This is a genomic window from Streptomyces sp. NPDC058246, assembly GCF_042881985.1.
In the GTDB taxonomy this organism is placed as follows: Bacteria; Actinomycetota; Actinomycetes; order Streptomycetales; family Streptomycetaceae; genus Streptomyces.
In genome coordinates this window covers 1-26,564 of sequence record NZ_JBHVWZ010000052.1, presented here as the reverse complement: position 1 = coordinate 26,564, position 26,564 = coordinate 1, and the positions used below count along the sequence as shown (strand labels likewise).

Sequence of the window (26,564 nt, the reverse complement as noted above, 5' to 3'; positions counted from 1 at the left end):
GGGTCAGGACGAGCCCAGTTCGGAGTCGATGAGGTCGAAGAGATCGTCGTCGTCGGCGTCCTCGAGGCGGTCCGCGAGTTCGTCGGCGGGACCGGTGGCCGACGCCGGCACGCTCAGTTCGGACAGCAGCGCCTGGAGGCGGGCCGCGGCCCGTTCCCGTACGCCGTCGTCGTCCGTCGCGGCCAACGCCTCACCCAGCCGGTCGAGTTCGCCGTCCACGTCCATGTCGACGTCCTGGGGCGGCGGGGCCAGTTCCCCGGCCAGACGCGTGGCCAGGTCCGCCGGCGTCGGGTGGTCGAAGACGAGGGTGGCGGGCAGGTTCAGGCCCGTTGCCGCGCCCAGTTTGTTGCGCAGGGACACGGCGGCCAGCGAGTCGAAGCCCAGCTCCTTGAGCGAGCGCCGCGGCTCGACGGCCTCCTTGCCGGCGTACTGCAGCGCCGCGGCGATCTCGGTACGCACCAGGTCGAGGACCCGGCGCTCGCGTTCGGCCGCGGAGAGCCCGGCGAGCGCGAGGGCCAGATTCTCCGCACCTTCGGCCCCGGCCCCGGCCCCGGCCCCGGCTTCGGCCCCGGCCTCGGAGCCGGACCCGGCCGCGTTGGGCAGGGTGTCCGCCGTCGGCATGCCGGTGTGCCTGCGACGCCAGGAGGACAGGACCGGCAGCGCCTCGCCGAGTGCGGCCGTCTCTTCGGCGCCCAGCGTCGCGGCCAGCGAATCGAGGTCCTCGCGCTCGACGGCCGCCCAGAAGCGGGCCTCCACCGAGGTGGGCGCCGGCGCCTCGGTGCCGGGCGCCTCCATCCAGTAGCGCTGTCGCTGGAAGGGATACGTCGGCAACTCCGTCCGGCGCGCGCCCGAACCGGCGTACACCGCCCGCCAGTCGACGTCCGCGCCGCGCACATACGCCATCGCGACGGCCGCCGTGAACGTCTCGGCCTCAGGCCGGCCGCGGCGCAGCGCGGGCACCAACGCGGCCGCCTCCGGCCGGTCGGTCAGCGACTCCTGTGCGAGTGCGGTCAGTACGGCGTCCGGGCCCAGTTCCAGGAAGGTGGTCACGCCCGCCTCGACGAGTGCGGTGACCCCGTCGTGGAAGCGGACGGCCTCGCGGACATGGCGCACCCAGTACTCCGGCGAGCACAGCTCGTCGGCGGTGGCGATGCGGCCGGTGAGGTTGGAGACCACCGGGATCTGCGGCTCCTGGAAGGACAGTTCGCCGAGGATCGCCCGGAACTCGTCGAGCATGGGGTCCATGTGCGGGGAGTGGAAGGCGTGGCTCACCCGCAGCCGCCGGGTCTTGACCCCGCGCGCCGCCAGCACGTCGTCGATGGCCGCCACGGCCGCCTCGTCGCCCGAGATCACCGTGGAGGCGGGGCCGTTCACGGCGGCGACGGTCACCTCGTGCTCACGCCCGGCGAGCAGCGGAACGAGCTCTCCCTCGGAGGCGAGCACGGAGAGCATGGCGCCTGAGGCGGGCAGCGCCTGCATGAGCCGGCCGCGCGCGGCCACCAGGGCACAGGCGTCGGCCAGCGAGAGCGCCCCCGCCACGTGCGCGGCGACCAGCTCGCCGATCGAGTGCCCCATGAGATGGCCGGGGCGCAGCCCCCACGACTCGGCGAGGCGGTACAGCGCGACCTCGATCGCGAAGAGCGCGGGCTGCGTGTACGCGGTCTCGTCCAGCGGCGCGGACTCCCGCGGCCCTTCCGTCGTGAAGATCACGTCCCGCAGCGGGCGGTCCAGATGCCGGTCGAAGGTCGCGCAGACCGTGTCCAGCGTCTCGGCGAAGACGGGATGGGTGGCGTACAACTCCCTTCCCATCCCCGGGCGTTGGCTGCCCTGTCCGGTGAACAGGAACGCCAGTCCGCCGCGTGTCCCGATCTCGCCGCGCGGGCCGCGCACCAACGTGGGCGCGGATGTGTCGGCGGCGAGCGCCTCGAGCCCCGTGCGCAGCCCGTCCTCGTCCGCGGCCACGACGACCGCCCGCAGATCCAGGGCTGCGCGAGTGGCCGCCAGCGAGAACCCGAGATCGTCACCGGTCACGTCCGGGGCGGCGAGCCGTGCCGCCAGTCGGGCGCCCTGCGCGGCCAGCGCCGACGGGGTCCGTGCGGACAGCGGCAGCAGCGCCACGGGGAGGGGTGCCGGATCCTGCTCCTGGGCCAATTCGTCGGTGGGCGGGGCCTGTTCGAGGATGACGTGGGCGTTGGTGCCGCTGATGCCGAAGGAGGAGACGGCGGCGCGGCGCGGGCGGCCGGTGTCGGGCCAGTCCCGCTGCTCGTCCAGGAGCCGGACGGCGCCGGCCTCCCAGTCGACGAACGGTGACGGCTCCTCGGCGTGCAGGGTGCGGGGGAGCACCCCGTGTTCCATGGCCTTGACCATCTTGATGACACCCGCGACGCCGGCGGCGGCCTGGGTGTGGCCGATGTTGGACTTCAACGAGCCGAGCCACAGCGGCTGTTCGGCGGAGTGCGCCTGGCCGTAGGTGGACAGCAGGGCCTGGGCCTCGATGGGGTCGCCGAGGCGGGTGCCGGTGCCGTGGGCCTCGACCGCGTCCACATCGGACGGCGTGAGGCCCGCCGCCGCGAGGGCCGCGCGGATCACGCGTTGCTGGGAGGGGCCGTTGGGTGCGGTCAGACCATTGCTCGCACCGTCCTGGTTGACGGCAGAGCCCCTCAGGACGGCCAGGACCTGGTGCCCGTTACGGCGCGCGTCCGACAGCCGCTCCAGTACGAGCACGCCGATGCCCTCCGACCAGCCGGTCCCGTCCGCCGAGGCGGCGAAGGGCTTGCAGCGGCCGTCGGGCGCGAGCCCGCGCTGCCGGCTGAACTCGACGAACGTGCCGGGTGACGACATGACCGTCACCCCGCCGGCCAGCGCGAGGGTGCATTCGCCCTGGCGCAGCGCCTGGGCGGCCATGTGCAGGGCGACCAGCGAGGAGGAGCAGGCGGTGTCGACGGTGACCGCCGGGCCCTCGAGACCGAACGTGTACGACACCCGGCCGGTGTGGACACTGCCCGTGTTGCCGGTGCCCACATAGCCCTCGAGGTCTCCGGGAACCGTCGGCAGACGGCTCGCGTAGTCGTGGTACATGACGCCCGCGTAGACGCCGGTGTCGCTGCCGCGCAGGGTGGCCGGGTCGATGCCGGCCCGCTCGAAGGCCTCCCAGGAGGCCTCCAGCAGCAGCCGCTGCTGGGGGTCCATCGCGAGTGCCTCACGAGGCGAGATCCCGAAGAACTCGGCGTCGAACTCCGTCGCCCCCTCCAGGAACCCGCCCTCGCGGGCGTACGACGTGCCCGGCGCATCGGGGTCCGGGTCGTAGAGGGCCTCCAGGTCCCAGCCGCGGTCGGTGGGAAACCCGGAGATCGCGTCACCGCCGGACGCCACCAGCTCCCACAGCTCCTCGGGGGAGCCGACACCACCGGGGAAGCGGCTGCTCATGCCCACGATGACGACCGGATCGTCGTCGTGGGCGGCAGCGGAGGCGGCGCGGGCCGGGGCGGCCGGGACCGTCTCGGAGACGACGTCGCCCAGTTCGGTGCGCAGGAGGTGGGCGACGGCGAGGGGGCTGGGGTGGTCGAAGACGAGGGTGGCCGGCAGGCGTAGGCCGGTCGTCTTGTTGAGGCGGTTGCGCAGTTCGACGGCGGTGAGGGAGTCGATGCCGAGCTCCTTGAAGCCGCGGCGCTCGTCGACGGCCTCCGAGCCCGCGTAGTTCAACGCGGCCGCGACCTCGCCGCGGACCAGATCGAGCAGGAAAGCGTCCCGCTGCTCCGCCCCGAGCCCCGCCAGGCGCTGCGCCAGCGAGTCGGGGGAGGAGCCGGTCCCGGACTGTGCGGCGCGGCGCGCGGTCGCACGGATCAGACCCCGCAGAAGGGACGGGACCTCGCCGCCCCGGGCCCGCAGCCCGGCGACGTCCAGAGCCATCGGTACGACGTCCGGCACGCCGAGCGCCAGAGCCGCGTCGAACAGCTCCAGGCCGTGCGCGGGCTCCAGCGCTCCGATGCCGGTGCGGGCGAGCCTGCCGAGGTCGGCCTCGCTGAGCGTCGCGGCCATCCCGCCGTCCGCCCAGGCGCCCCAGCCGAGGGACACCGCCGGCAACCCCTGAGCGCGGCGCTGCTGGGCCAGCGCGTCCAGGTAGGCGTTGGCCGCCGCGTAACTGCTCTGACCCGCCGTGCCGTACGTACCGGCGACGGAGGAGAAGAGGGCGAAGACGGTGAGGTCGAGGTGGCGGGTGGCGTGGTGGAGGTTGTGGGCGGCGTCGGTCTTGGGTCGCAGGACGGTGGAGATTCGGTCGGGTGTGAGGGTGGTGAAGATGCCGTCGTCGAGGATGCCTGCGGCGTGGATGACGGCGGTGAGGGGGTGGTGTTCGGGGATGGTGGTGAGGAGGTTGTCGAGGGCGGTGCGGTCGGCGACGTCGCAGGCGGCGAAGGTTGCCTCGGCTCCGAGTCGGGTGAGTTCCTGGGTGAGTTGGGGTGCGTTGTCGGCGTTGGCGCCGCGGCGGCTGACGAGGAGCAGGTGTCGTACGCCGTGGGTGGTGACCAGGTGTCGGGCGAGGAGTCCGCCGAGTGCGCCGGTGGCGCCGGTGATCAGGACGGTGCCTTCGGGGGTGAAGGGTGACGCAGTGGCTTCGGGGACGGCGACCCGGGCCAGCCGGGGAGCATAGAACTGCCCGTTACGCAGCGCGAGTTGGTGCTCCAGGGCGCTCGGTGCCCGGTCCACGGCGGCCGGGTCGTCGAGGTCCTCGACGTCCACGAGCACGATCCGGTCCGGGTTCTCGGACTGCGCCGAGCGCAGCAGCCCCCAGACAGCGGCGGCCACCGGATCGGGCTCCTCGCCCGCGACAGACACCGCGCCCTGGGTGACGACGACCAGACGCTCGTCCTGCGGGCGGTCCTCGGCCAGCCACTCCTGGGCCTGGGCCAGTGCGGAGTGGACGGTGTCGTGCACCGAGTCCGTGCCCCGCAGCCGTACGACGGTCGTGGCGGCCGGGGCCGTGCCGGCCGGAATCGGCACCCACTCCACCCGGAACAGCGAGTCGTGCCCGGTGGCGCGGGTCGAACTCCTCAGCTGGTCGCCGGAGACAGCTCGCAGCGCGAGCGCGGCCACCTCGGCCACCGGCTGCCCCGCGCCGTCCGCCACCAGGACCGACACGGTGTCGGGCCCGGCCGGGGTCAGCCGCACCCGGGCCGTCGCGGCACCGGTCGCGTGCAGGCTTACACCACTCCAGGAGAAGGGCAGCCGCAGTTCCTCGGAGGCCGGCAGGACCCCCAGCTCGATGGCGTGCAGCGCCGAGTCGAGCAGCGCCGGGTGGATCCCGAACCTGCCCGCCTCGCCGAGCTGTTCGTCCGCGAGCGCGATCTCGGCGAAGACCGCTCCGTCGCCCCGCCAGACCCGGCGCAGGCCCTGGAAGGCCGGCCCGTAGCCGAAGCCCTTCGCGGCGAGCGACGCGTACCACTCGTCCAGGTCCACGAGCTGAGCGTCCTGCGGAGGCCAGACGGTCAGGGAGTCCGGCACGGTGTCGGTGCGCGCGTCGTCCCGGACCAGGACCCCTGTGCCGTGACGCAGCCACTGTTCGTCGGAGGCCGCGTCCTGCGCGCGCGAGTGGACGCTGAACGAGCAGCGTCCCGACACGTCGGGAGCGCCGACCGAGACCTGGACCTGGACGCTGCCGGACGCGGGCAGCGCCAGCGGGGCTTCCAGAGTCAGCTCCTCCACGACCTGGCTGCCGGTCAGGTCCCCGGCGCGGAGAGCCAGTTCCACCAGAGCCGTGCCCGGAAGCAGCACGGTGTCCACGACCGCGTGGTCCGCGAGCCAGGGATGGTCGTCCAGGGACAGGCGCGCGGTGAGCACCAGGCCCTCGGAGTCGGCCAGCGAGACAGCCGCGCCGAGCAACGGGTGCCCGGCCGGCCCGAGACCGAGACGGGCCGCATCCGTGTCGGCGTTGCGCGAGGCATGGTGGTCCAGCCAGTAGCGCCGGCGCTGGAACGGGTACGTGGGCAGGTCGACCGGCCGCGCCGCTCCGCCGCCGAACAGGGCCCGCCAGTCGAGTGGCGTACCGCGCACCCACAGCCGGGCCAGGGCCGACGTGAGGGTTTCCGGCTCGGGCAGGTCCTTGCGCAGCGCGGTCACGAACTCCGGCTCGGTCTCACTGTCCTCGGGGATGCAGGCCCGGCCCATGGCGGAGAGGGTGCCGTCGGGGCCGAGTTCGAGGTAGGTGGTGACGCCGCGCTGGTGGAGGGTGGTGATGCCGTCGTGGAAGCGGACTGCTTCGCGGACGTGGCGTACCCAGTAGTCGGGGGAGGTGAGCTGCTCGGTGGTGGCGAGGGTGCCGGTGACGTTCGAGACCACCGGGATCCTCGGCCGGTGGTAGGTGAGGGTCGCGGCGACTTCGCGGAACTCCTCCAGCATCGGGTCCATCAGCGGCGAGTGGAAGGCGTGGCTGACCCGCAGCCGCCGTGTCTTGAATCCGAGTGCGGTGAGCGCCTCCTCGACCTCGTCCACGGCTGCCCCGGCGCCCGAGACAACCGTGGAGGTGGGTCCGTTGACGGCGGCCACGGCGACCTCGTGCTCGCGTCCCGAGAGCGCCCCGGCGACCTGCTCCTCGGTGGCGAGCACGGAGAGCATGGCGCCGCCGGCGGGGAGGGCCTCCATGAGGCGGCCGCGCGCGGCCACCAGGGTGCAGGCGTCCTCGAGGGACAGGACGCCGGAGACATGGGCGGCGGCCAGTTCACCGATCGAGTGGCCGGCCACGAACTTGGGCTTGAGACCGAGGTGTTCGGCCAGCCGGAACAGCGCCACCTCCAGCGCGAACAGAGCTGTCTGGGTGTAGAGCGTCCGGTCCAGCAGCGCGGCTTCCTCGGAACCCTCCGCCGCGAACATCACCTCGCGCAGTGAACGGCCGAGGTGCGAGTCGAGATGCCCGCAGATCTCGTCCAGGGCCTGGGCGAAGACGGGAAACGTGCCGTACAACGCCTGTCCCATTCCCGGGCGTTGGCTGCCCTGGCCGGTGAACAGGAACGCCGTGTCGCCCGTGACGGGGGCGCCCCGCACCAGGCGGTGGGACGAGCCCTCCTCGGCCAGCAGAGACAGTCCTGCCGAGAGCCCCTCCCGGTCCTCTGCGAACACCACCGCTCGCTCGTCGAGCGCGGCACGGTGCGCGGCGAGCGACCGCCCGAGCTCCAGGAGGCCGGGAGCGGCCGGGCTCTCGACGAACGCCGCGATCCCGCGTGCGTGGGCGCGCAGGGCGTCCGGCGTCTTCGCGGAGAGCGGTACGGGGACGGGAGCGACGGCGGCGACAGGCTCTTCCGGTGACTCCTGGTCCCCCATGGGCGGGGCCTGTTCGAGGATGACGTGGGCGTTGGTGCCGCTGATGCCGAAGGAGGAGACGGCGGCGCGGCGCGGGCGGCCGGTGTCGGGCCAGTCCCGCTGCTCGGTGAGCAGCTCGACCGCGCCGGACTCCCAGTCGATGAAGGGGGAGGGATCTTCCGCGTGCAAGGTGCGGGGGAGGACCCCGTGTTCCATGGCCTTGACCATCTTGATCACACCGCCGACGCCGGCGGCGGCCTGGGTGTGGCCGATGTTGGACTTCAACGAGCCGAGCCACAGCGGCTGTTCGCCCGAGTGCGCCTGGCCGTAGGTGGACAGCAGGGCCTGGGCCTCGATGGGGTCGCCGAGGCGGGTGCCGGTGCCGTGGGCCTCGACCGCGTCCACGTCGGCGGGGAGGAGACCGGCGTTGGTCAGCGCCGCGCGGATGACCCGTTGCTGTGAGGGGCCGTTGGGCGCCGTGAGGCCGTTGCTCGCCCCGTCCTGGTTGACGGCCGAGCCCCGGATCACCGCGAGGACCTTGTGTCCGTGGCGGCGCGCGTCCGAGAGCCGCTCCACGACCAGGACGCCGACACCCTCCGACCAGCCGGTGCCGTCCGCCGCCGCCCCGAAGGACTTGCAACGCCCGTCCGGGGACAACCCCTTCTGGCGGCTGAACTCGACGAACGTACCCGGCGACGACATCACCGTGACGCCGCCGGCCAGCGCGAGTGAGCACTCGCCCTGGCGCAGCGCCTGGACCGCGAGATGCAGTGTGACGAGGGAGGAGGAGCAGGCGGTGTCGACGGTGACGGCCGGCCCCTCGAGACCGAAGGTGTACGACACCCGGCCGGACAGCACGCTTCCGGCGCCGCCTGTCAGACGATGCCCGTCGGCGCCCTCCACAGGCTCGAACAGATACGGCCCGTAGTCGTGGTACATGATGCCCGCGTAGACGCCGGTGTCGCTGCCGCGCAGAGCGGTGGGGTCGATGCCGGCGCGCTCGAAGGCCTCCCAGGAGGCTTCGAGCAGCAGCCGCTGCTGGGGATCCATGGCGAGCGCCTCGCGCGGCGAGATCCCGAAGAACTCGGCGTCGAACTCCGGCGCCTGGTGCAGGAATCCGCCCTCGCGCGTGTACGACGTACCGGGCCGGTCCGGGTCCGTGTCGTGCAAGCGCTCCAGGTCCCAGCCCCGGTCGACGGGGAAGGGCGAGATGGCGTCGGTGCCCTGCTCCAGCAGCTCCCACAGGCCTTCCGGAGAGGTGACTCCGCCGGGGTAGCGGCAGCTCATGCCGACGATGGCGATGGGTTCGCTGGACGCGGCGAGCAGCTCTTGGTTCTGCTGACGCAGCCTGCTGGTCTCCTTGAGCGAGTCCCGCAGCGCTGCCACGACCGCTTCGGACGAGGTGGTGTTCATGCTGTTCCTTCTCCAGGACTCTTCAGGAGCTGTGGCTCTCGCGAGCCATCCGTACGAGGGCGTCGACGTCCAGGGCGTCGATGTCGAGGTCGGTGTCGGTGTCGGTACCGTCCGCATTCGTGCCGCTGCCGCTGCCGCTGCCGCTGCCGCTGCCGCCGGCGCCGGACGCCGTGCCGCCCGAGGCCGCGCTGCCGGTGACGGCTTCCGTCTCGGCGAGCTTCACCAGTTCGTCCAGGAGGCCGGAGCCCCGGAGCCGGTCGATCGGCAGCGCGGTGAGCATCTTTCGGATGTCGGGCTCCGCCATGGCGTTGCCGGACGGCGCAGTCACCGGCGCCGCCGACTCGCCTTCTTCCGGCGCCAGTTCGGTGCGCAGGAGGTGGGCGACGGCGAGGGGATTGGGGTGGTCGAAGACAAGGGTGGCGGGCAGGCGTAGGCCGGTCGTCTTGTTGAGGCGGTTGCGCAGTTCGACGGCGGTGAGGGAGTCGATGCCGAGCTCCTTGAAGCCACGGCGGCCGTCGACCGCGTGCGCGTCGCCGTAGTCGAGTGTCGTGGCGACCTCGGCCCTGACCAGGTCGACGAGCATGTCCTCCTGCTCCTCCGCCGTCAGGCCGGCCAGCCGGTGCGAGAGGGAGGGGCCCGAGGCGTCCGCCGCGGGGACGCTGTCGGCCGCCGCCCGGCGCACCGGCGTACGGACCAACCCGCGCAACAGCGACGGCAGTTCCGGCCCCCGGGCCTTCAGCGCGGCGGTGTCGAGCGGCAGGGGGACGGCCCCGGCCAGGCCAGAGGCGAGTGCGGCGTCGAACAGCTCCATGCCCTGGGCCGAGGTGATGGGCACCATGCCGCTCTTCGCGAAACGGTTGCGGTCGGCCTCGCTGAGTGCCGCGGCCATACCCCCCTCCCCCCACGGGCCCCAGGCCAGCGACACAGCGGGTAGCCCGAGCGCGCGACGGTGCTGCGCGAGCGCGTCCAAGTAGACGTTGGCCGCCGCGTAGTTGGCCTGGCCGGCGCCTCCGGCCAGCCCCTGGATCGAGGAGAAGAGGGCGAAGACGGTGAGGTTGAGGTGGCGGGTGGCGTGGTGGAGGTTGTGGGCGGCGTCGGTCTTGGGTCGCAGGACGGTGGAGATTCGGTCGGGTGTGAGGGTGGTGAAGATGCCGTCGTCGAGGATGCCTGCGGCGTGGATGACGGCGGTGAGGGGGTGGTGTTCGGGGATGGTGGTGAGGAGGTTGTCGAGGGCGGTGCGGTCGGCGACGTCGCAGGCGGCGAAGGTTGCCTCGGCTCCGAGTCGGGTGAGTTCCTGGGTGAGTTGGGGTGCGTTGTCGGCGTTGGCGCCGCGGCGGCTGACGAGGAGCAGGTGTCGTACGCCGTGGGTGGTGACCAGGTGTCGGGCGAGGAGTCCGCCGAGTGCGCCGGTGGCGCCGGTGATCAGGACGGTGCCGTCGGGGGTGAAGGGTGACGCAGTGGCTTCGGGAACGGCGACCCGGGCCAACCGGGGCGTGAGCGCCTTCCCGTCCCGCACGGCGATCTGGGAGTCCGCGCAGGCGAGCGCCTGGTCCAGGGCGGCCGGGTCGTCGAGGTCCTCGACGTCCACGAGCACGATCCGGTCCGGGTTCTCGGTCTGCGCCGAACGGAGCAGCCCCCAGACAGCGGCGGCTGACAGATCGCGTACGTCCTCGGTGTCCGACACGGCCACCGCGCCCTGGGTGACGACGACCAGACGCTCGTCCTCCGGGCGGTCCTCGGCCAGCCACTCCTGGGTCCGGGCGAGTGCGGAGTGGACGGTGTCGTGCACCGAGTCCGTGTCCCGCAGCCGTACGACGGTCGTGGCGGCCGGGGCCGCGGCGGGCATCACCGGAGCCCACTCCACACGGAACAGGGCCTCGTGCACCCGCCCGCCGCCCGCCGCGCCGAGCTGGTCCGCGGAGACCGTCCGTACCGCCAGTGAGTCCACCGACGCCACCGGAGCCCCCGACGGGTCGCAGACGTCGATCGTCACGGCGTCGGGCCCGGCCGGGGCCAGCCGTACCCGGGCCGCCGCCGCACCGGTCGCGTGCAGCCGCACACCGCTCCAGGAGAAGGGCAGGCGTGGCTCACCGGTGCCCGGCAGGACGCCGAGTTCGATGGCGTGCAGCGCAGAGTCGAGCAGCGCCGGGTGCAGACCGAAGGCGCGTGCGTCCTCGGCCCGGTCCTCGGGCAGGGCGAGCTCCGCGAAGACCTCGTCACCGCGCCGCCACACCGCACGCAGCCCCTGGAAGGCCGGCCCGTAGCCGAACCCCTGCTCGGCGAGCGCCTCGTACCGGCCCGTCAGCGCGACGGGCTCGGCGCCCAGCGGAGGCCAGATCGTCAGTTCCCGGCCCGTTCGCCGGCCCTCGTCGGCGGCCAGTACTCCACTCGCGTGCCGGATCCACGGCTGCTCGAACTCCCCGCCGGTCAGTCGGGAGTGCACGGTCAGTGAGCGCCTCCCGGACTCGTCCGCGGGGCCCACGGCCACCTGGAACTGCGCGGCGCCGTGCTCGGGGAGTATCAGCGGAGCCTCCAGGGTCAGCTCCTCCACCTGCCCGGCGAGTGCCTCGCCGCCCGCCCGGAGTGCCAGTTCCACGAAGGCCGTGCCGGGCAGAAGCACCCGGCCGAGGACCACATGGTCCGCGAGCCACGGGTGGGTACGCAGTGAGAGCCGCCCGGTGAACAGGAATGCGTCGCTGTCGGCCCGCGTGACCGCGGCGCCGATCAGTGGGTGGTCGGCCTCGCCGAGCCCGATGGAGGCCAGGTCCTTGGCGGGGGCCGTGTTCGGCTGCCAGTAGCGCTGGTGCTGGAACGGGTAGGTGGGCAGATCGACCCGCCGCCTTACCCGGCCGCCGAACACGGCCTGCCAGTCCGGAGCCGTCCCGCGCACCCACAGATGTGCCAGCGCGGCACTGAGGGCGGCGGGCTCCGGACGGTCCTTGCGCAGCGCGGTCACGAACTCCGGCTCGGTCTCACTGTCCTCGGGGATGCAGGCCCGGCCCATGGCGGAGAGGGTGCCGTCGGGGCCGAGTTCGAGGTAGGTGGTGACGCCGCGCTGGTGGAGGGTGGTGATGCCGTCGTGGAAGCGGACTGCTTCGCGGACGTGGCGTACCCAGTAGTCGGGGGAGGTGAGCTGCTCGGTGGTGGCGAGGGTGCCGGTGACGTTCGAGACCACCGGGATCCTCGGCGGCTGGTAGGTCAGCCGGTGCGCGACGGCCGCGAACTCCTCGAGCATCGCGTCCATGTGCGGCGAGTGGAAGGCGTGGCTGACCCGCAGCCGTCGCGTCTTGACGCCCGCGTCCTCCAGCTGTTTGGCCACGTCGAGGACGGCGAGCAGATCGCCCGAAATCACGGTGGACGTGGGTCCGTTGACGGCGGCCACGGCGACCTCGTGCTCGCGTCCCGCGAGCGCCCCGGCGACCTGCTCCTCGGTGGCGAGCACGGAGACCATCGCGCCGTTCTGCGGCAGGGCCTGCATGAGCCGGCCGCGGGCGGCCACCAGGGCGCACGCGTCGGCGAGGGTGAGCACACCCGCCACGTGCGCGGCCGCGAGCTCGCCGATCGAGTGCCCCGCCACGAACTGTGGCTGGAGGCCGAAGTGTTCGGCCAGCCGGAACAGCGCCACCTCCAGCGCGAACAGCCCGGGCTGGGTGTAGACCGTCTGGTCCAGCAGCTCCGCTTCCCAGTCGGCGTCCTCGTGATCGGCGAACATCAGGTCGCGCAGCGAACGGCCGAGGTGCGCGTCGAGATGCCCGCAGACCTCGTCCAGGGCCCGGGCGAAGACCGGATGTGCCTCGTACAAATCCCTTCCCATACCGGAGCGTTGACTTCCCTGGCCGGTGAAAAGGAAGGCCAGGGCGCCGGTGGTGACCTCGCCCCGCACCAGACGGTTCGACGATCCGCCATCGGCCAGCGACGACAGTTCGGCCAGCAGTTCGTCGCGGTTCGGGGCCGGGACGACGGCACGGTGGTCGAGGGCCGCACGGGAGCTCGCGAGCGATCGGCCGAGCGCCGGAAGGTCGACGTCCTCGGTCCTCTCCAGGTACGAGATCAGCTGCCGTGCCTGGTCCCGGAGGGCGTCCGGTGTCTTCGCGGAGAGTGGTACGGGGACGGGAGCGACGGCGGCGACGGGCTCTTCCGGTGACTCCTGGTCCCCCATCGGCGGGGCCTGTTCGAGGATGACGTGGGCGTTGGTGCCGCTGATGCCGAAGGAGGAGACGGCGGCGCGGCGGGGGCGGCCGGTGTCGGGCCAGTCCCGCTGCTCGGTGAGCAGTTCCACCGCGCCGGCCTCCCAGTCGATGAAGGGGGAGGGCTCTTCGGCGTGCAAGGTGCGGGGGAGCACGCCGTGTTCCATGGCCTTGACCATCTTGATGACACCCGCGACGCCGGCGGCGGCCTGGGTGTGGCCGATGTTGGACTTCAACGAGCCGAGCCACAGCGGACGTTCGGCGTCCCGGTCCTGGCCGTAGGCCGCGATGATCGCCTGCGCCTCGATGGGGTCGCCGAGGCGGGTGCCGGTGCCGTGGGCCTCGACCACGTCCACATCGGACGAGGCGAGGCCCGCCGTCGCGAGGGCCGAGCGGATTACGCGTTGCTGAGAGGGACCGTTCGGCGCCGTGAGGCCGTTGCTCGCGCCGTCCTGGTTGATCGCGCTGCCGCGTACGACCGCCAGCACCCGGTGGCCCTTGCGGCGGGCGTCCGACAGCCGCTCCACCACCAGCACGCCGACACCCTCCGACCAGCCGGTGCCGTCCGCCGAGGCGGCGAAGGGCTTGCAGCGGCCGTCGGGGGCGAGCCCGCGCTGCCGGCTGAACTCGACGAAGGTGTCCGGGGTCGACATGACGGTCACCCCGCCCACGAGCGCGAGGGCGCACTCGCCCTGGCGCAGCGCCTGGGCGGCCATGTGCAGGGCGACCAGCGAGGAGGAGCAGGCCGTGTCGACCGTGATCGCCGGGCCCTCCAGGCCGAAGGCGTACGACACCCGTCCCGAGAGCACGCTGGCCGCCGAACCGGTCATACGCTGGCCCTCGGCGCCGGAGCTGCCCCGCCCGCCGTCCTGGTCGCGGAACATGAACGTGCCCGCGTAGACGCCGGTGTCGCTGCCGCGCAGCCCGGTCGGGTCGATGCCCGCCCGCTCCAGCGCCTCCCACGAGGTCTCCAGCAGCAGCCGCTGCTGGGGGTCCATCGCGAGTGCCTCACGCGGCGAGATCCCGAAGAACGCGGCGTCGAACTCCGTGGCCCCCTCCAGGAACCCGCCCTGGCGTGTGTACGACGTGCCGGCCCGCTGGGAGTCCGGGTCGTAGAGGGCCTCCAGATCCCAACCGCGGTCGGTGGGGAACCCGGAGATCGCGTCACCGCCGGACGCCACCAGCTCCCACAGCTCCTCGGGCGAGCCGACACCACCGGGCAGGCGACTGCTCATGCCCACGATGACCACCGGATCGTCGTCGGCCGCGGACGTCCTGGCCGCGGTCGCCGCGGCGCGCGGGGAGCCCAGCAGCTCGGACCGCAGATGACGTACGACCGCGTCACCGGTCGGGTGGTCGAAGACCAGGGTGGCGGACAGCCGCAGTCCCGAGGCCGCGCTCAGCCGGTTGCGCAGTTCGACGCCGGTGAGCGAGTCGAAGCCGAGTTCCTTGAACGTCAGCCCCGTGTCGACGGAGTCGGCCGACGCCAGCTCCAGCACGGCGGCGATCTCACCCCGCACCAGGTCCGCGACGGCCCGCTCGCGTTCGGCCTCGGGCAACCCCGCGAGCCGTCCGGCAGGACCGGACAGGGGACGTGACGTCTGGCCTTCGGAGGAGGAAGGCGTCCGCTCGGATCCCTGGGGACGTCCGTCCTCGGCGGCGGCCCGCCGGACGGCGGGCCTGACGAGTCCGTTCAGCGCCGGGTGAACGCCGGCCGCACCCGCGCGTTCACCCAGCGCTGCCCGGTCGAACCGCGCCGGCACCAGCAGCGGTTCGTCCAGGGCCCGGGCCGCCCCGAGCAGGGCGAGTCCGTCCTCGTCGGCCAGCGGCAGAAGCCCCGCGCGGGCGAGCCGTCCGCGGTCGCCGTCACCCAGTCCGCGCGTCAGCTCACCGCGCCGTTCCCACAGGCCCCAGGCGAGCGAGAGGGCGGGCAGCCCCGCGGCGCGGCGATGGTGCGCCAGCGCGTCGAGGAAGGAGTTGGCGGCGGCGTACGCGGACTGCCCCGCGTTGCCGACGGTTCCGACGACCGACGAGAACAGGACGAACTCCGAGAGCCTCAGATGCCGGGTCAGCTCGTGCAGGTGCAGCGCCGCGTCCACCTTGGGCCGCAGCACACGGTCCGCCTGCTCGGCGGTGAGGTTCTCCAGTACGGCGTCGTCGAGCACGCCCGCCGCATGGACCACGGCCGTCAGCGGATGGGCGACCGGGACCGAGGCGAGCAGTTCGGCGAGCGCCTCGCGGTCGGCGACGTCACAGCTCGCGACCGTGACCTCGGCGCCGAACTCCCTTAGTTCTGCGGCGAGTTCGGTCGCACCGGGTGCGTCGGGGCCGCGGCGGGAGGCCAGCAGCAGATGCCGTACGCCCTGTTCGGCGGCCAGGTGACGGGCGACGAGGCCACCGAGCGCACCCGTGCCGCCGGTGATCAGGACGGTTCCGTCGGATTCCCACACGGCGGAGCGGTCCGCCGCGGGCACGGCCTGCTCCAGCCGCGGCACCAGGGCGCCACCGTCGCGCAGGGCGAGTTCGGGCGCACCGGAGGCGAGGGCCGCGGGCAGCGCCCGCAGGGACTCCTTGCGTTCACCCAGGTCGAGCAGTGCGAACCGGCCGGGGTGCTCCGCCTGGGCGGACCGTACGAGCCCCCACAGCGGCGCGTGCGCCAGGTCGGGCACGCTGTCGTCCGCGCCCGCGGCGACCGCGCCCCGGGTCACCACGACCAACCGGGACTCGGCGAAACGCTGGTCGGCCGCCCAGTTCCTCAGCAGGTCCGCCGTGGCCGTCAGGGCGGTACGGGCGGCCTCGGCCGCATCCTGCTCGCCCGGGGCGAACGGTACGAGCACGAGCGAGGGAACGCGGGGCCCGGTGGCCTGCGTGAGCGCGGCCAGGTCCGGGTACAGCTCCACCCCGTCGGTGCCGCTGGTCAGGGCGGGGCTCAGCCCCAGAGCGTCCGTGCCGAGCACGGCCAGCGGGCCCGCCGGGGCCTCGCCGTCGTTCAGCGGCAGTTCGCTCCACCGCGCACGGAACAGCGCACCGCGCTGCGGGGGGCGCGCCAGGGCACGCAGCTCCTCGGCCGAGGCGGCGCGCGGACGCACCGCGTCGACCGACAGCACCGGCTGCCCGGCCGCGTCGGCCGCTTGGAGAGAGAACCCGTCGGAGCCCTCGCGCACGACACGGATCCGGAGCAGCCGCGCCCCGACGGAGTACAGCCGGATTCCTTCCGCGTCGGCCTTCAGGACGTCGGTTCCCTGGGCGGGGGAGAGGGTCTCCCGCTCCGATGTCTCGGCGGCGGCCGTGCGGAACACGGCGTCGAGGAGCGCCGGGTCCAGCAGGTATCCCTCGGCCTCCTCGGCCGTGATCTCCGCGAACAGTTCGCCGCCGCGCCGCCACAGCCGGCGTAGCCCCCGCGCCGTGTGCTCGGCGTCCTGCGCGGTCTCGACCGCCCCGGCCGGGGGCCAGGCGATCAGGTCGAAGCCGGCTTCCTCCGTCCGGCCGGCCGACGCGAGCACACCGTCGGCGTGCCGGGTCCACGGCTGCCCGTCCTCGCCGTCCTCGGGCCGCGTGTGCACGGCCAGTGTGCGCCGGCCGTCCTCGCCGGGCGCTCCGACGACGACCTGGACGCGGACCGCGCCGGGCTCGGGCAGCACGAGCGGCGCGTGGGTCGTGAGCCGCTCGACGTGACCGGCTCCCGCCTCCTCGGCGGCCCTGAGCGCCAGTTCCACAGAGGCCGACGCGGGCAGCACGACGGTCTGTGTCACGGGATGATCGGTGAACCGCGCGTGATCCCGCGCCGACAGCCGCCCGCTCAGCAGGAGTTCACCCGAGTCGGCGTGTTGCACGACCGCGCCCAGCAGCGGGTGCCGCGCCGCCGCCAGGCCCGCCTCGCTCACACCCCCGCCGCGCAGGGGTGCTCGCAGCCAGTGGGAGGTGCGCTGGAAGGCGTACGTCGGCAGTTCGACGCGGACGCCTCCGAAGGTCTCGGCCGCACGCTCCCAGGCGACCGGCACCCCGTGCGCGTGCAGCTCCGCCAACGCCGAGAGCACGGTGGTCACTTCGGCGCGCGAACGGCGTGCGGTGGGCACGAACCGCGTGTCCTCGGTGACGCATTCACGGCCCATCGCCGCCAGTACGGCGTCCGGACCCACCTCCAGACAGGTCCGTACGCCCTGCTTCTGCACAGCGCGCATTCCGTCGAGGAAGCGGACGCCCTCACGCGCGTGCCGCACCCAGTGCTCGGCGGTGGCGATCTCCTCGGCGGCGGCCACCCGGCCCGTCAGGTTCGACACGACGGTGGTGCGCGGAGCGTGGTACGTCAACGTCTCGGCCACCCGGCGGAACGCGTCGAGCATGCCGTCCATCCGCGGCGAGTGGAAGGCGTGGCTGACGCGCAGACGCTTGGTCTTGCGGCCCCGCTCCTCCCAGATCCGGGCCACCTCCCCAACGGCGTCCTCGTCACCCGCGATCACGGTCGACAGCGGGCCGTTGGCCGCGGCGACGGTGACCTCCCGCTCCCGCCCGGCCAGGGTCGGCAGCAACTCCTCCTCGGACGCCTGGACCGACACCATGGCGCCGCCCTGGGGCAGCTGCTGCATCAGCCGGCCGCGCGCGGCGACCAGCGTCGCGGCGTCCGCCAGGGACAGCACGCCCGCGACATGCGCGGCGGCCAGCTCGCCCACGGAGTGGCCCAGAACGACGGAGGGCGTGACACCCCAGTGTTCGAGGAGCCGGTACAGGGCGACCTCGTAGGCGAAGAGGGCGGGCTGGGTGTAGCGGGTCTGGTGCAGCAGCTCGGCGTCATCGGCTCCGCCGGTGTCCTGCGCACCGCTGGTGTCGCCGGAGCCCACGGAGTCCGGCTCGGCGAACATCACCTCCCGCAGCGGCCGGTCGAGTTCGGCGTCGAGATGGCCGCACACCTCGTCCAGGGCTCGGGCGAACACGGGGAAGGCCTCGTACAACTCCCGTCCCATGCCGGAGTGCTGGCTGCCCTGACCGGTGAAGAGGAACGCGGTGGTCGTGTCGGCCGCCTGGCCTCGGACCAGGCCCGGTGCCGGCGTCCCGTCGGCCAGCGCGCTCAGCGAGGTGAGCAGCCCCTGCCGGTCGGCGGCGAGCACCACGGCGCGCTGCTTGAAGTGCGTACGAGTGGTGCCCAGGGAGTACGCCACATCGGCGGCCCCGAGCCCGGGGCGCTCCGTGACATGCCGTACCAGGCGGTCGGCCTGGGCGCGCAGCCCCTCCTCGGTCCGTGCGGACAGCGGCACGGCGACCGGCTTGGTGGCTGCCTGGGCGGCTGCCTCGGAAGCCGCGTCGGCGACCGGCGTGGCCCCTGTCTCGGCGGCCGCCTCGGCGGCCGCTTCGGTCTTCCAGTCCGTCAGCACGAGATGACAGTTGGTTCCGCCCATGCCGAACGAGCTGACTCCCGCGACGACGGGCCCGGCATCCTGTCCGAGCGGCCGCACGGTGCCGCCGGCCACCTCGATCCGCAGCTCGTCGAGCGGGATCGCGGGGTTCGGCCGCTCGAAGTTGAGGCTCGGGACGAGGGCGCCCGCGCGCAGGCACAGCGCCGCCTTGATGAGGCCCGCGATCCCCGCCGCGCCTTCGAGATGCCCGATGTTGGTCTTCACGGAACCGACGAGGAGGGGGGCGTCCTCGGCACGTCCGGCGCCGAGGACCGCACCGAGCGCCGTCGCCTCCACGGGGTCGCCGACCGGAGTCCCGGTGCCGTGCAGCTCCACGAACCGCACGGCGGACGGGTCGACACCGGCGGAGGAGTACGCCCGGCGCAGCACCTCCTCCTGCGCCACGCCCCGCGGTGTGGTGAGGGTGTCGCCGCCGCCGCCGTTGTTGACCGCGCCGCCGCGGATGACGCAGTACACCTGGTCGCCGTCGGCGATCGCCCGGCGCAGCGTCTTCAGGACGACGACACCGCCGCCCTCACCGCGTACGTAGCCGTCGGCGCGGTCGTCGAAGGCGTAGGTACGGCCCTCGGCGGACAGCGCCCCGAACTGCTCGGCGACGGTGAAGCCCTCCGGGACCAGGTTGAGGCTGACTCCGCCGGCGAGCGCGACGGAGGCCTCTCCACTGCGCAGGCTCTCGCACGCGAGCTGGACGGCGACGAGGGACGAGGACTGGCCGGTGTCCACGACGAGGCTGGGACCGCGCAGCCCCAGTACGTACGACACCCGGTTGGCGATGACGCCACGGCTGGTGCCGGTGATCGAGTGGTGGGTGACCGCCTCCGTGCCGTACTGGTGAGCGAGCTTGGCGTAGTCGTCCCAGATCGCGCCGATGAACACGCCCGCCGGGGTGTCACGGAGCTCACCCGGCACGATGCCCGCGTTCTCCAGCGACTCCCAGGCCAGCTCCAGCGCCAGCCGCTGCTGCGGATCCATGGCAGCCGCCTCGCGCGGTGAGATGCCGAAGAACTCCGGCTCGAACGTGTCGATACGACCGAGGAACCCGGCCGGCCGCGTCGTGGCGCCGGCCGGCAGCCCCGGACGGACCTCGGGGGCCGGGCCGACGGCGCTCTCGCCGTTCGACAACAGCCGCCAGAAGGCCTCGGGGTCCGGAGCACCGGGGAAACGGCAGGAAAGACCGACGACAGCAATGGATTCGTCCAGCACCGCATACCCCTCCGGACGACCGGACCCGGGACGGATGGCCATGTTCTTCGCTCTCCCTGTCGTCGAAACCGCGCGCGACGAGGCGACCCGTGCGCGCAGACGTGCTTGATGTGGTGGGCGGAGCGGCGGGAGCGGCTCATCCGCTCCCCACCGCTCACGCGTACGCGTAGAAACCGCGGCCGGACTTCTTGCCCAGCAGTCCGCCCTCGACCATGCGCAGCAGCAGCGCGGGCGGTGCGTACAAGGGCTCCTTGAACTCCTCGTACATGGCCTCGGCGATCGAGACCGTGGTGTCGAGACCGATGAGATCGGCCAGTTGGAGCGGTCCCAGCGGATGGGAGCAGCCCAGGGTCATACCGCGGTCGATCACCTCGGCCGTCGCGAGGCCGGAGTCGACCATGCGGATCGCGGACAGCAGATAAGGGAACAGCAGGGCGTTCACGACGAAGCCGGCTCGGTCCGGAGCCTTGATGACGGTTTTGCCCAGCGTGTCCGCCACGAAGGACTCCGCCCGGGAAGTGACCCCGGGATCCGTGAGAACCGACTCGACGATCTCGACGAGAGGCAGTACCGGCACGGGGTTGAAGAAGTGGACTCCGACGACCTGTTCGGGGCGGCTGGTGGCCCGGGCCAGCCGGATGATGGACAGTGAGGACGTGTTCGAGGCGAAGATCGCGTCGGGCGCCTCGACGATCTTGTCCAGCGAGCCGAAGAGGTCGACCTTGAGCGCCTCGTCCTCCTTCACCGCCTCGATGACCAGCTGACGGTCGCTCAGGTCACCCAGATCGCGGGTGAAAACGATCCGGCGCAGCGTGCCGTCACGCTGCTCCTCGGTGATCTTCCCCTTGCTCAGAGCCCGGTCCAGCGACCGGGCCACCCGGACAGGTCCGGTCTCCAGCGACCGGTCGGAGGAGACGGCGACCACGACGTCGCAGCCCGCCTTCGCGCACAACTCGGCGATGCCCGCGCCCATGATTCCGCTGCCCACGACGCCGACGCGGTCGACGCCCACGGCTCCGGTGGTCTCCGGCCCGCTCACGCCGCCACCCCCCAGCGCATCAGGGAGGCGCCGATGGACATGCCGCCCCCGAACCCGGCGAGCAGGACGAGGTCGCCCTGGGTGAGGGCGCCCGACCGGTTCGCCTCGTCGAGCGCGACCGGCACGGACGCACTGCCCACGTTGCCGTACTTCTGCAGGGTGCGATGGGTCGTCGCACGGGTCAGCCCGGCCAGTTCGACCACCTCGCCGAGCATGACGCCGTTGGCCTGGTGCGGCACGAAGTGGTCCACCTGGTCGAGGCCGAGACCCAAGCGTCCGGCCAGTGCGCTCAGAGCCGGCGGCACATGCTCGGTGACGAAGTCGCGCACGCCACGGCCGTTCATCCTGAAGTAGTGGCCGCCTTCGGCGAGGGTGCGGGCCGAAGCCGGGTTCCGGCTGCCGCCGGCCTCCACGCGGATCAGATCGTGGGCGTCACCGCGGCTGGAGAGATCGGTGCCGATGATGCCGAACTGCTCGGCCACGGGCCCCACGACGGCCGCGCCGGCGCCGTCGGCGAACAGGACGGCCGTCCGCCTGTCGCCGAAGTCCAGGATCCGCGAGTAGAGGTCCGCGCCGATGACGAGGACGTGGCAGTCCGCTCGGCCCTCGGCGAGGCTGCGGGCCAGCTCCAGCGCGTAGACGAAGCCGCTGCACACGACGTTGATGTCGAAGCAGGCGGCCCCGTACGCGCCGATCGCGTCCTGCACCAGGTAGGAGGTGGGCGGCTGCGGGAAGTCGCCGGTGGAGGTCGACACGATCAGGTAGTCGACACGGTCCGCGGTCAGCCCCGCCTGCTCGAGAGCCCGGTTGGCGGCGTGCACGGCCAGGTCCGAGGTGGCCTCGTCCGGTGCCGCGTAACGGCGCGACACGATCTGCGTCTTCCGCTCGATCCACTCGGCGGTCACCCCGGCCCGGACGGCGACCTCCTCGTTGGAGACTTCTTCTTTGGGCAGATAGGAACCGGTCGATATGATTCCGATTCGTTTCTCTGTCACGTTGACGCAGCCCTTTCCTGGGACTTCGCACGCGCGGACGTCGTGTCCATTCCGTCGGCCCGCAGCGGATTCAGCCGCTCGAACCCGAGGGCGGCCCGCTTCTCCGCATCGGTGACACCGAGGCCTTCAGTGGGAGCCAGACACAGGACGCCGACCTTTCCGGTGTGCTTGTTCTGCTGGACGAGCCTGGCGGCCTCGGCAACCTCGGCCAACGGATAAACAGCTGAAAGAACGGGGGACAGACTGCCGAGCCCGACCAGCCGGTTGCACTCCCACTGTTCCTGGAGATTCGCGGCGTGACTGCCCACAATGCGCTTGAGATTCATCCAGAGGTAACGGTTGTCGAACTGGTGCTGATAGCCCGTGCTCGAACCACAGGTGACGACGACGCCACCGCGCCGCACCACGAAGACGGAAATTCCGAACGTGGCCTGCCCGATGAAGTCGAAGACGACATGCGGGTCCTCACCCACGGCGGCCCTGATGGCCCGGCCGAGCCGTTTGCCCATTTCGATGGTGCGTTCCGGCGTCAGCGCGTCGTCGCCACCGAGGCCGATCTCGTTCCGGTTGATCACGACATCGCAGCCGAGCGCGCGGAGCAGCCCGGCCTTCCGCTCCGAGCTGACCACTCCGACGGGGATACCGCCGGCGTTCTTGACGAGCTGGACGGCGAAGGCCCCCAGGCCGCCGGTCGCACCCCAGATGAGCACGATGTCGCCCTGCTTGATCCGGGCGCCGTTGTCACTGACGAGCATGCGGTAGGAGGTCGCCGCGGTCAGCATGACGCCGGCCGACTCCTCCCAGGTCAAGTGGGCGGGCTTGGACAGGAGTTGGCTCGCGCGTACGACGGTGTAGTGCGCGAGTCCGCCGAAGTTGGTCTCGTAACCCCAGATCCGCTGGGCCGACCCCAGCATCCCGTCGGCGTGGGTGGCCGGCTCCTGGTCGTCCACCTGGACGCAGCTGACCACCACATGGTCACCGGGCTTCCAGCGGCGCACCCCGGCGCCCACCCGCACGATGACACCCGAGGCGTCCGAACCCACCACGTGGTACGGCAGGTCGTGGCGCTCGGCGTATCCGCCCTCGCGTCCGAAACGCTCGAGGAAATTGAAGGTGGAGACGGGTTCGAATGTCGCCGACCATACCGTGTTGTAGTTGATGGAACTCGCCATCACCGCCACGACGACTTCGTCAGGCGCGAGTTCGGGCATCGGAACCCGGTCGACATGAAGGGACTTCCGCACGTCTTTGTCGGAAACTCCGTCGAACATGCCGACGTCGCCGGCTCGGAGATGCGCCGCCAGATATTCGTCGGGCAACTCGGCCTTCTCGATTTCCGCCGGCCCGGCTCCGTCCAGGAGAGCCTCGGTCAACACATCCATGCCAATCCCTTCCTCCGGGAAAGCGACTGCCTCAGGATGGAGGCCGCCAACTCGGCCATGTCTGAGGCATGAGGGATGCGGCACTGGTCAATATGCGTTCCCCCAACGCTGGACAGGCTACGCATTTGCCATCACCGCCCATACCCTTAGACAGCCCCTAAGCCGAACCCCATAAGGGTGGGGCTCCTGCCTCGATAGGGGTTCTCGTAACCTGGGAGTCACATGGGAACGGGCCCGCGGGCGTTGTGACCGGTCCAGACCCTTGAGCGCGTCGATGTGACGGCGCGCACACCCCTAATCCGATATGTGGGGAGCGGTTGCCGCGGTCCGCCGAAGCGATGATGGGCCATCATGGACCTGCTGAACACGCTGGTGGACAAGGGGCTTCGGCGCGAGCTGCCGACCCGTGACGAGGCGCTGGCCGTACTGGCCACCTCCGACGACGACGTGCTCGACGTCGTGGCCGCGGCCGGCAAGGTACGCCGGCACTGGTTCGGCCGCCGGGTGAAACTCAACTATCTCGTCAACCTCAAGTCGGGCCTGTGCCCCGAGGACTGCTCGTACTGCTCGCAGCGCCTCGGCTCCCGGGCCGACATCCTGAAGTACACCTGGCTCAAGCCCGACCAGGCCTCACAGGCCGCCGCCGCCGGACTCGCCGGCGGCGCCAAGCGGGTCTGCCTGGTGGCCAGCGGACGCGGACCCACCGACCGTGACGTGGACCGGGTCTCGGACACCATCAAAGCGATCAAGGACCGCCACGAGGACGTCGAGGTGTGCGCCTGCCTCGGTCTGCTCTCCGACGGCCAGGCCGAGCGGCTGCGCGCGGCCGGCGCGGACGCCTACAACCACAACCTCAACACCTCCGAGGCCACCTACGGCGACATCACGACCACCCACACCTACGCCGACCGGGTGGACACGGTACAAAAAGCACACGCCGCGGGCCTGTCCGCCTGCTCGGGCCTGATCGCGGGCATGGGCGAGACGGACGAGGACCTCGTCGACGTCGTCCACGCGCTGCGCGCGCTCGACCCGGACTCCGTCCCGGTGAACTTCCTGATCCCCTTCGAGGGCACCCCGCTCGCCAAGGAGTGGAACCTCACCCCGCAACGCTGTCTGCGGATCCTCGCGATGGTCCGGTTCGTCTGCCCCGACGCCGAGGTCCGTATCGCGGGCGGCCGCGAAGTCCACCTGCGCACCCTGCAGCCCCTCGCCCTGCACCTCGCCAACTCCATCTTCCTCGGCGACTACCTCACCAGCGAAGGCCAGGCAGGCAAAGCCGACCTCGAGATGATCGCCGACGCCGGCTTCGAGGTGGAAGGCGCAGGCGAGGTCACACTTCCCGAACACCGGGCGCCCGCCGGGACCCGTACCGATCTCGTCGCCGTACGTCGCCGGGGTGCCGGAACCGAACTCGCTCCCAACGCCTGAGCCGTGCGGCGCGACTGGTGCCGCGGGAGACCGGCTCAGCCGGCGCAAGGGGCCCGAGCCATCCGCCCGGACGCGGCCGGTCGCGGGTGGACCCGCTCTACTCGGGCGCGTTGGGGCGGGCCAGCCCCAGGTCGTACGCCAGGATCACCGCCTGAATACGGTCTCGGGCTCCCACCTTGGCCAGGACGCGGCCGACGTGGGTCTTCACCGTGGATTCGGCGACGACCAGGCGTTCGGCGATCTCCCGGTTGCTCCAGCCCTGGCCGATGGCGACCAGGATCTCGTACTCGCGTTCGGTCAGGGCCTGCACTCTGGGGTCGTCGGCCGCCTTGCGGTTCGACGACTCGTGGGGCAGGTGGCGGGCGTAGGCGTCCAGGAGGCGGCGGGTCAGCGTGGGGGCGATGACGGCGTCGCCTGCCGCGACCGCGCGGATGCCGGCCAGGAGTTCCTCCGGGTGGGCGTCCTTGAGCAGGAACCCGCTGGCACCCGCGCGCAGCGCCGCGTGAGCGTACTCGTCCAGGTCGAAGGTGGTCAGGATGAGGATGCGGGAGCGGTCACCGGAGGCGACGATGCGGCGGGTGGCCTCGATGCCGTCCATGCCGGGCATCCGTACGTCCATGAGGATCACGTCCGGGCGGAGTGCGGCGGCCTGGCGGACGGCCTCGCCGCCGTGCGCGGCCTCGCCGACGACCTGCGTGTCGGGGGTGCTCTCCAGCAGCATGCGGAAGCCGAGGCGCTGCAACGGCTGGTCGTCCACGATGAGAACGGTGGTCACGCCGCACCGCCGACGTCGGCCGCGGTGGCGGGCAGCGGGGTCAGGTCGAGCGTGGCCCGTACCGTCCATCCGCCGCCGGGCGCCGGGCCCGCGGTGACGCTCCCGTTGTAGAGGGCTGCGCGTTCTCTCATGCCGGCGAGTCCATGTCCTTCGTCGTGGGGCGGTCGGGGCCGGGCGGTCGCGCCACCCGGGCCGGTGTCGTGGACGTCGATGTGCAGGCGTGTGTCCGCGACGCTCACCGCCAGGTCGACGCGCGTGTCGCGGCCCGCGTGCTTGAGGGCGTTGGTGAGTGCCTCCTGGACTATCCGGTAGACGGTCAGCTGCACACCGCGGTCCAGGGTGTCCAGTTCACCGCCGCTGCGGTAGACGACCTGCGGACCGGCGGCGCGGATCCGGGCGCACAGGCCGTCGATGTCCACGATGCCGGGCTGGGGGCTGAGCTCGGGCGCGGCCGGGGTCTGGGTCTGCTCGCGCAGGACGCCGAGCATGCGGCGCAGCTCGCCCAGCGCCTGGCGGCCGGTGTCACCGATGAGGAGCAGCGCCTGCTTGCCGCGCTCCGGAGCACGGTCCGCCGCGTACGCGCCTCCGTCGGCGAGCGTGATGATGACGGAGAGGTTGTGGCCGACGATGTCGTGCATCTCGCGGGCCACCCGGGTGCGTTCGGCGGCGGCGGCGAGCTTGCTGCGCTGGTCGCGTTCGATCTCCAGACGGGTCGCGCGGTCCCGCAGGACGGCGAGCTGGGCGCGCCGAATCCGTACCGCCAGACCGAGCGCGACGGCCGCGGTGATGGTGCTGAACAGGAAGAACAGCGCGTCCAGGACCGACACTCCGGACGGCAGCCGCAGGGTGAGCAGGCCCAGGGCGAGGGCCGTGACGCCACAGGCGACGGGCAGCCGCCGGAGCTGGCCGTGCAGCACCATGCTGTAGAGGGCGATCAAAAGGGCCACGTCGGCGCGCAGCCAGACCCCCAGGGTCAGCTGGACGAAGAACACCGCGGCGATCACGGCGAAGGCGGCCGCCGGCCTTCTGCGGCGCCAGAACAGCGGCAGTACCAGACCGGCCTGCAGCGCGACCGTCGCCGGCCAGGGCAGATGAGCGAAGGTGTTGTCGAAGCCGCGGCGTTCGTGGTCGTGCACCAGGTCCGGCACGCAGAACATCAGCGCCACCACGGCGATCACGGCCGCGTCCAGGACCCATGGATGGTTCCGGTCGCCCTGCTTGATCCGTCGGCCGAGCCGGGACAGCCAACGGGCCAGGGGGTGATTCCACGGGAGGTCCGCCTCCGCCGCGAGCGGTTCCGGGGACGCCCCCGGGCGGGCGTTGTCGTCGATGCTCATGGGTGTCACAGATCCGGGCTCATGGAGGTCACCTGTCCATTGTGGGTCCGTCCGGGTGCGGGAGCGGAGCGGCCGACCGGCGCGGCACCCGACCCGGTGAC

At 72.3% G+C, this 26,564-nt stretch carries 8 protein-coding genes; 1 reads left to right on the top strand and 7 read right to left on the bottom strand.

Translation table 11 applies throughout. From position 1 onward, the window contains the following. Window positions 1-3: 3 nt before the first annotated feature. From ACFVXA_RS39475 to ccrA, 5 genes are all read right to left on the bottom strand, one after another. Entirely contained in the window at window positions 4-8,667 is an 8,664-nt protein-coding gene (locus ACFVXA_RS39475) for an SDR family NAD(P)-dependent oxidoreductase (RefSeq protein ID WP_390028655.1), read from the bottom strand. A 58-nt stretch (window positions 8,668-8,725) separates the two neighbouring features. Then, window positions 8,726-19,546, bottom strand: a complete 10,821-nt coding sequence (locus tag ACFVXA_RS39470) for a type I polyketide synthase (RefSeq protein ID WP_390028652.1) — start codon at window positions 19,544-19,546, stop codon at window positions 8,726-8,728. Window positions 19,547-19,658: 112 nt separating this feature from the next. Further along, window positions 19,659-20,543: a 3-hydroxybutyryl-CoA dehydrogenase gene (locus ACFVXA_RS39465; protein ID WP_389465629.1), complete on the bottom strand. Its 885-nt coding sequence runs from the start codon at window positions 20,541-20,543 to the stop codon at window positions 19,659-19,661. After that, window positions 20,540-21,538: a 3-oxoacyl-ACP synthase III family protein gene (locus ACFVXA_RS39460; RefSeq protein WP_390028651.1), complete on the bottom strand. Its 999-nt coding sequence runs from the start codon at window positions 21,536-21,538 to the stop codon at window positions 20,540-20,542. The genes ACFVXA_RS39465 and ACFVXA_RS39460 overlap by 4 nt, the downstream gene beginning before the upstream one ends. Beyond that, entirely contained in the window at window positions 21,535-22,920 is a 1,386-nt protein-coding gene (gene ccrA, locus ACFVXA_RS39455; RefSeq protein WP_390028650.1) for a crotonyl-CoA carboxylase/reductase, read from the bottom strand. The genes ACFVXA_RS39460 and ccrA overlap by 4 nt, the downstream gene beginning before the upstream one ends. Window positions 22,921-23,271: 351 nt before the next feature. Here ccrA and bioB point away from each other — a divergent pair, with 351 nt between their 5' ends. Further along, window positions 23,272-24,351, top strand: coding sequence for a biotin synthase BioB (gene bioB, locus ACFVXA_RS39450; RefSeq protein WP_389514693.1), 1,080 nt, complete (start codon window positions 23,272-23,274; stop codon window positions 24,349-24,351). Between the two features lie 97 nt (window positions 24,352-24,448). On the opposite strand, the gene ACFVXA_RS39445 is transcribed toward bioB, so the two are convergent. Together ACFVXA_RS39445 and ACFVXA_RS39440 are read right to left on the bottom strand one after the other, a co-directional pair. Beyond that, window positions 24,449-25,126 (bottom strand): response regulator, encoded by a 678-nt coding sequence (locus ACFVXA_RS39445; RefSeq protein WP_383748523.1) that lies wholly within the window; start codon window positions 25,124-25,126, stop codon window positions 24,449-24,451. Beyond that, entirely contained in the window at window positions 25,123-26,463 is a 1,341-nt protein-coding gene (locus tag ACFVXA_RS39440; protein ID WP_383912172.1) for a sensor histidine kinase, read from the bottom strand. The genes ACFVXA_RS39445 and ACFVXA_RS39440 overlap by 4 nt, the downstream gene beginning before the upstream one ends. Window positions 26,464-26,564: the final 101 nt, after the last annotated feature.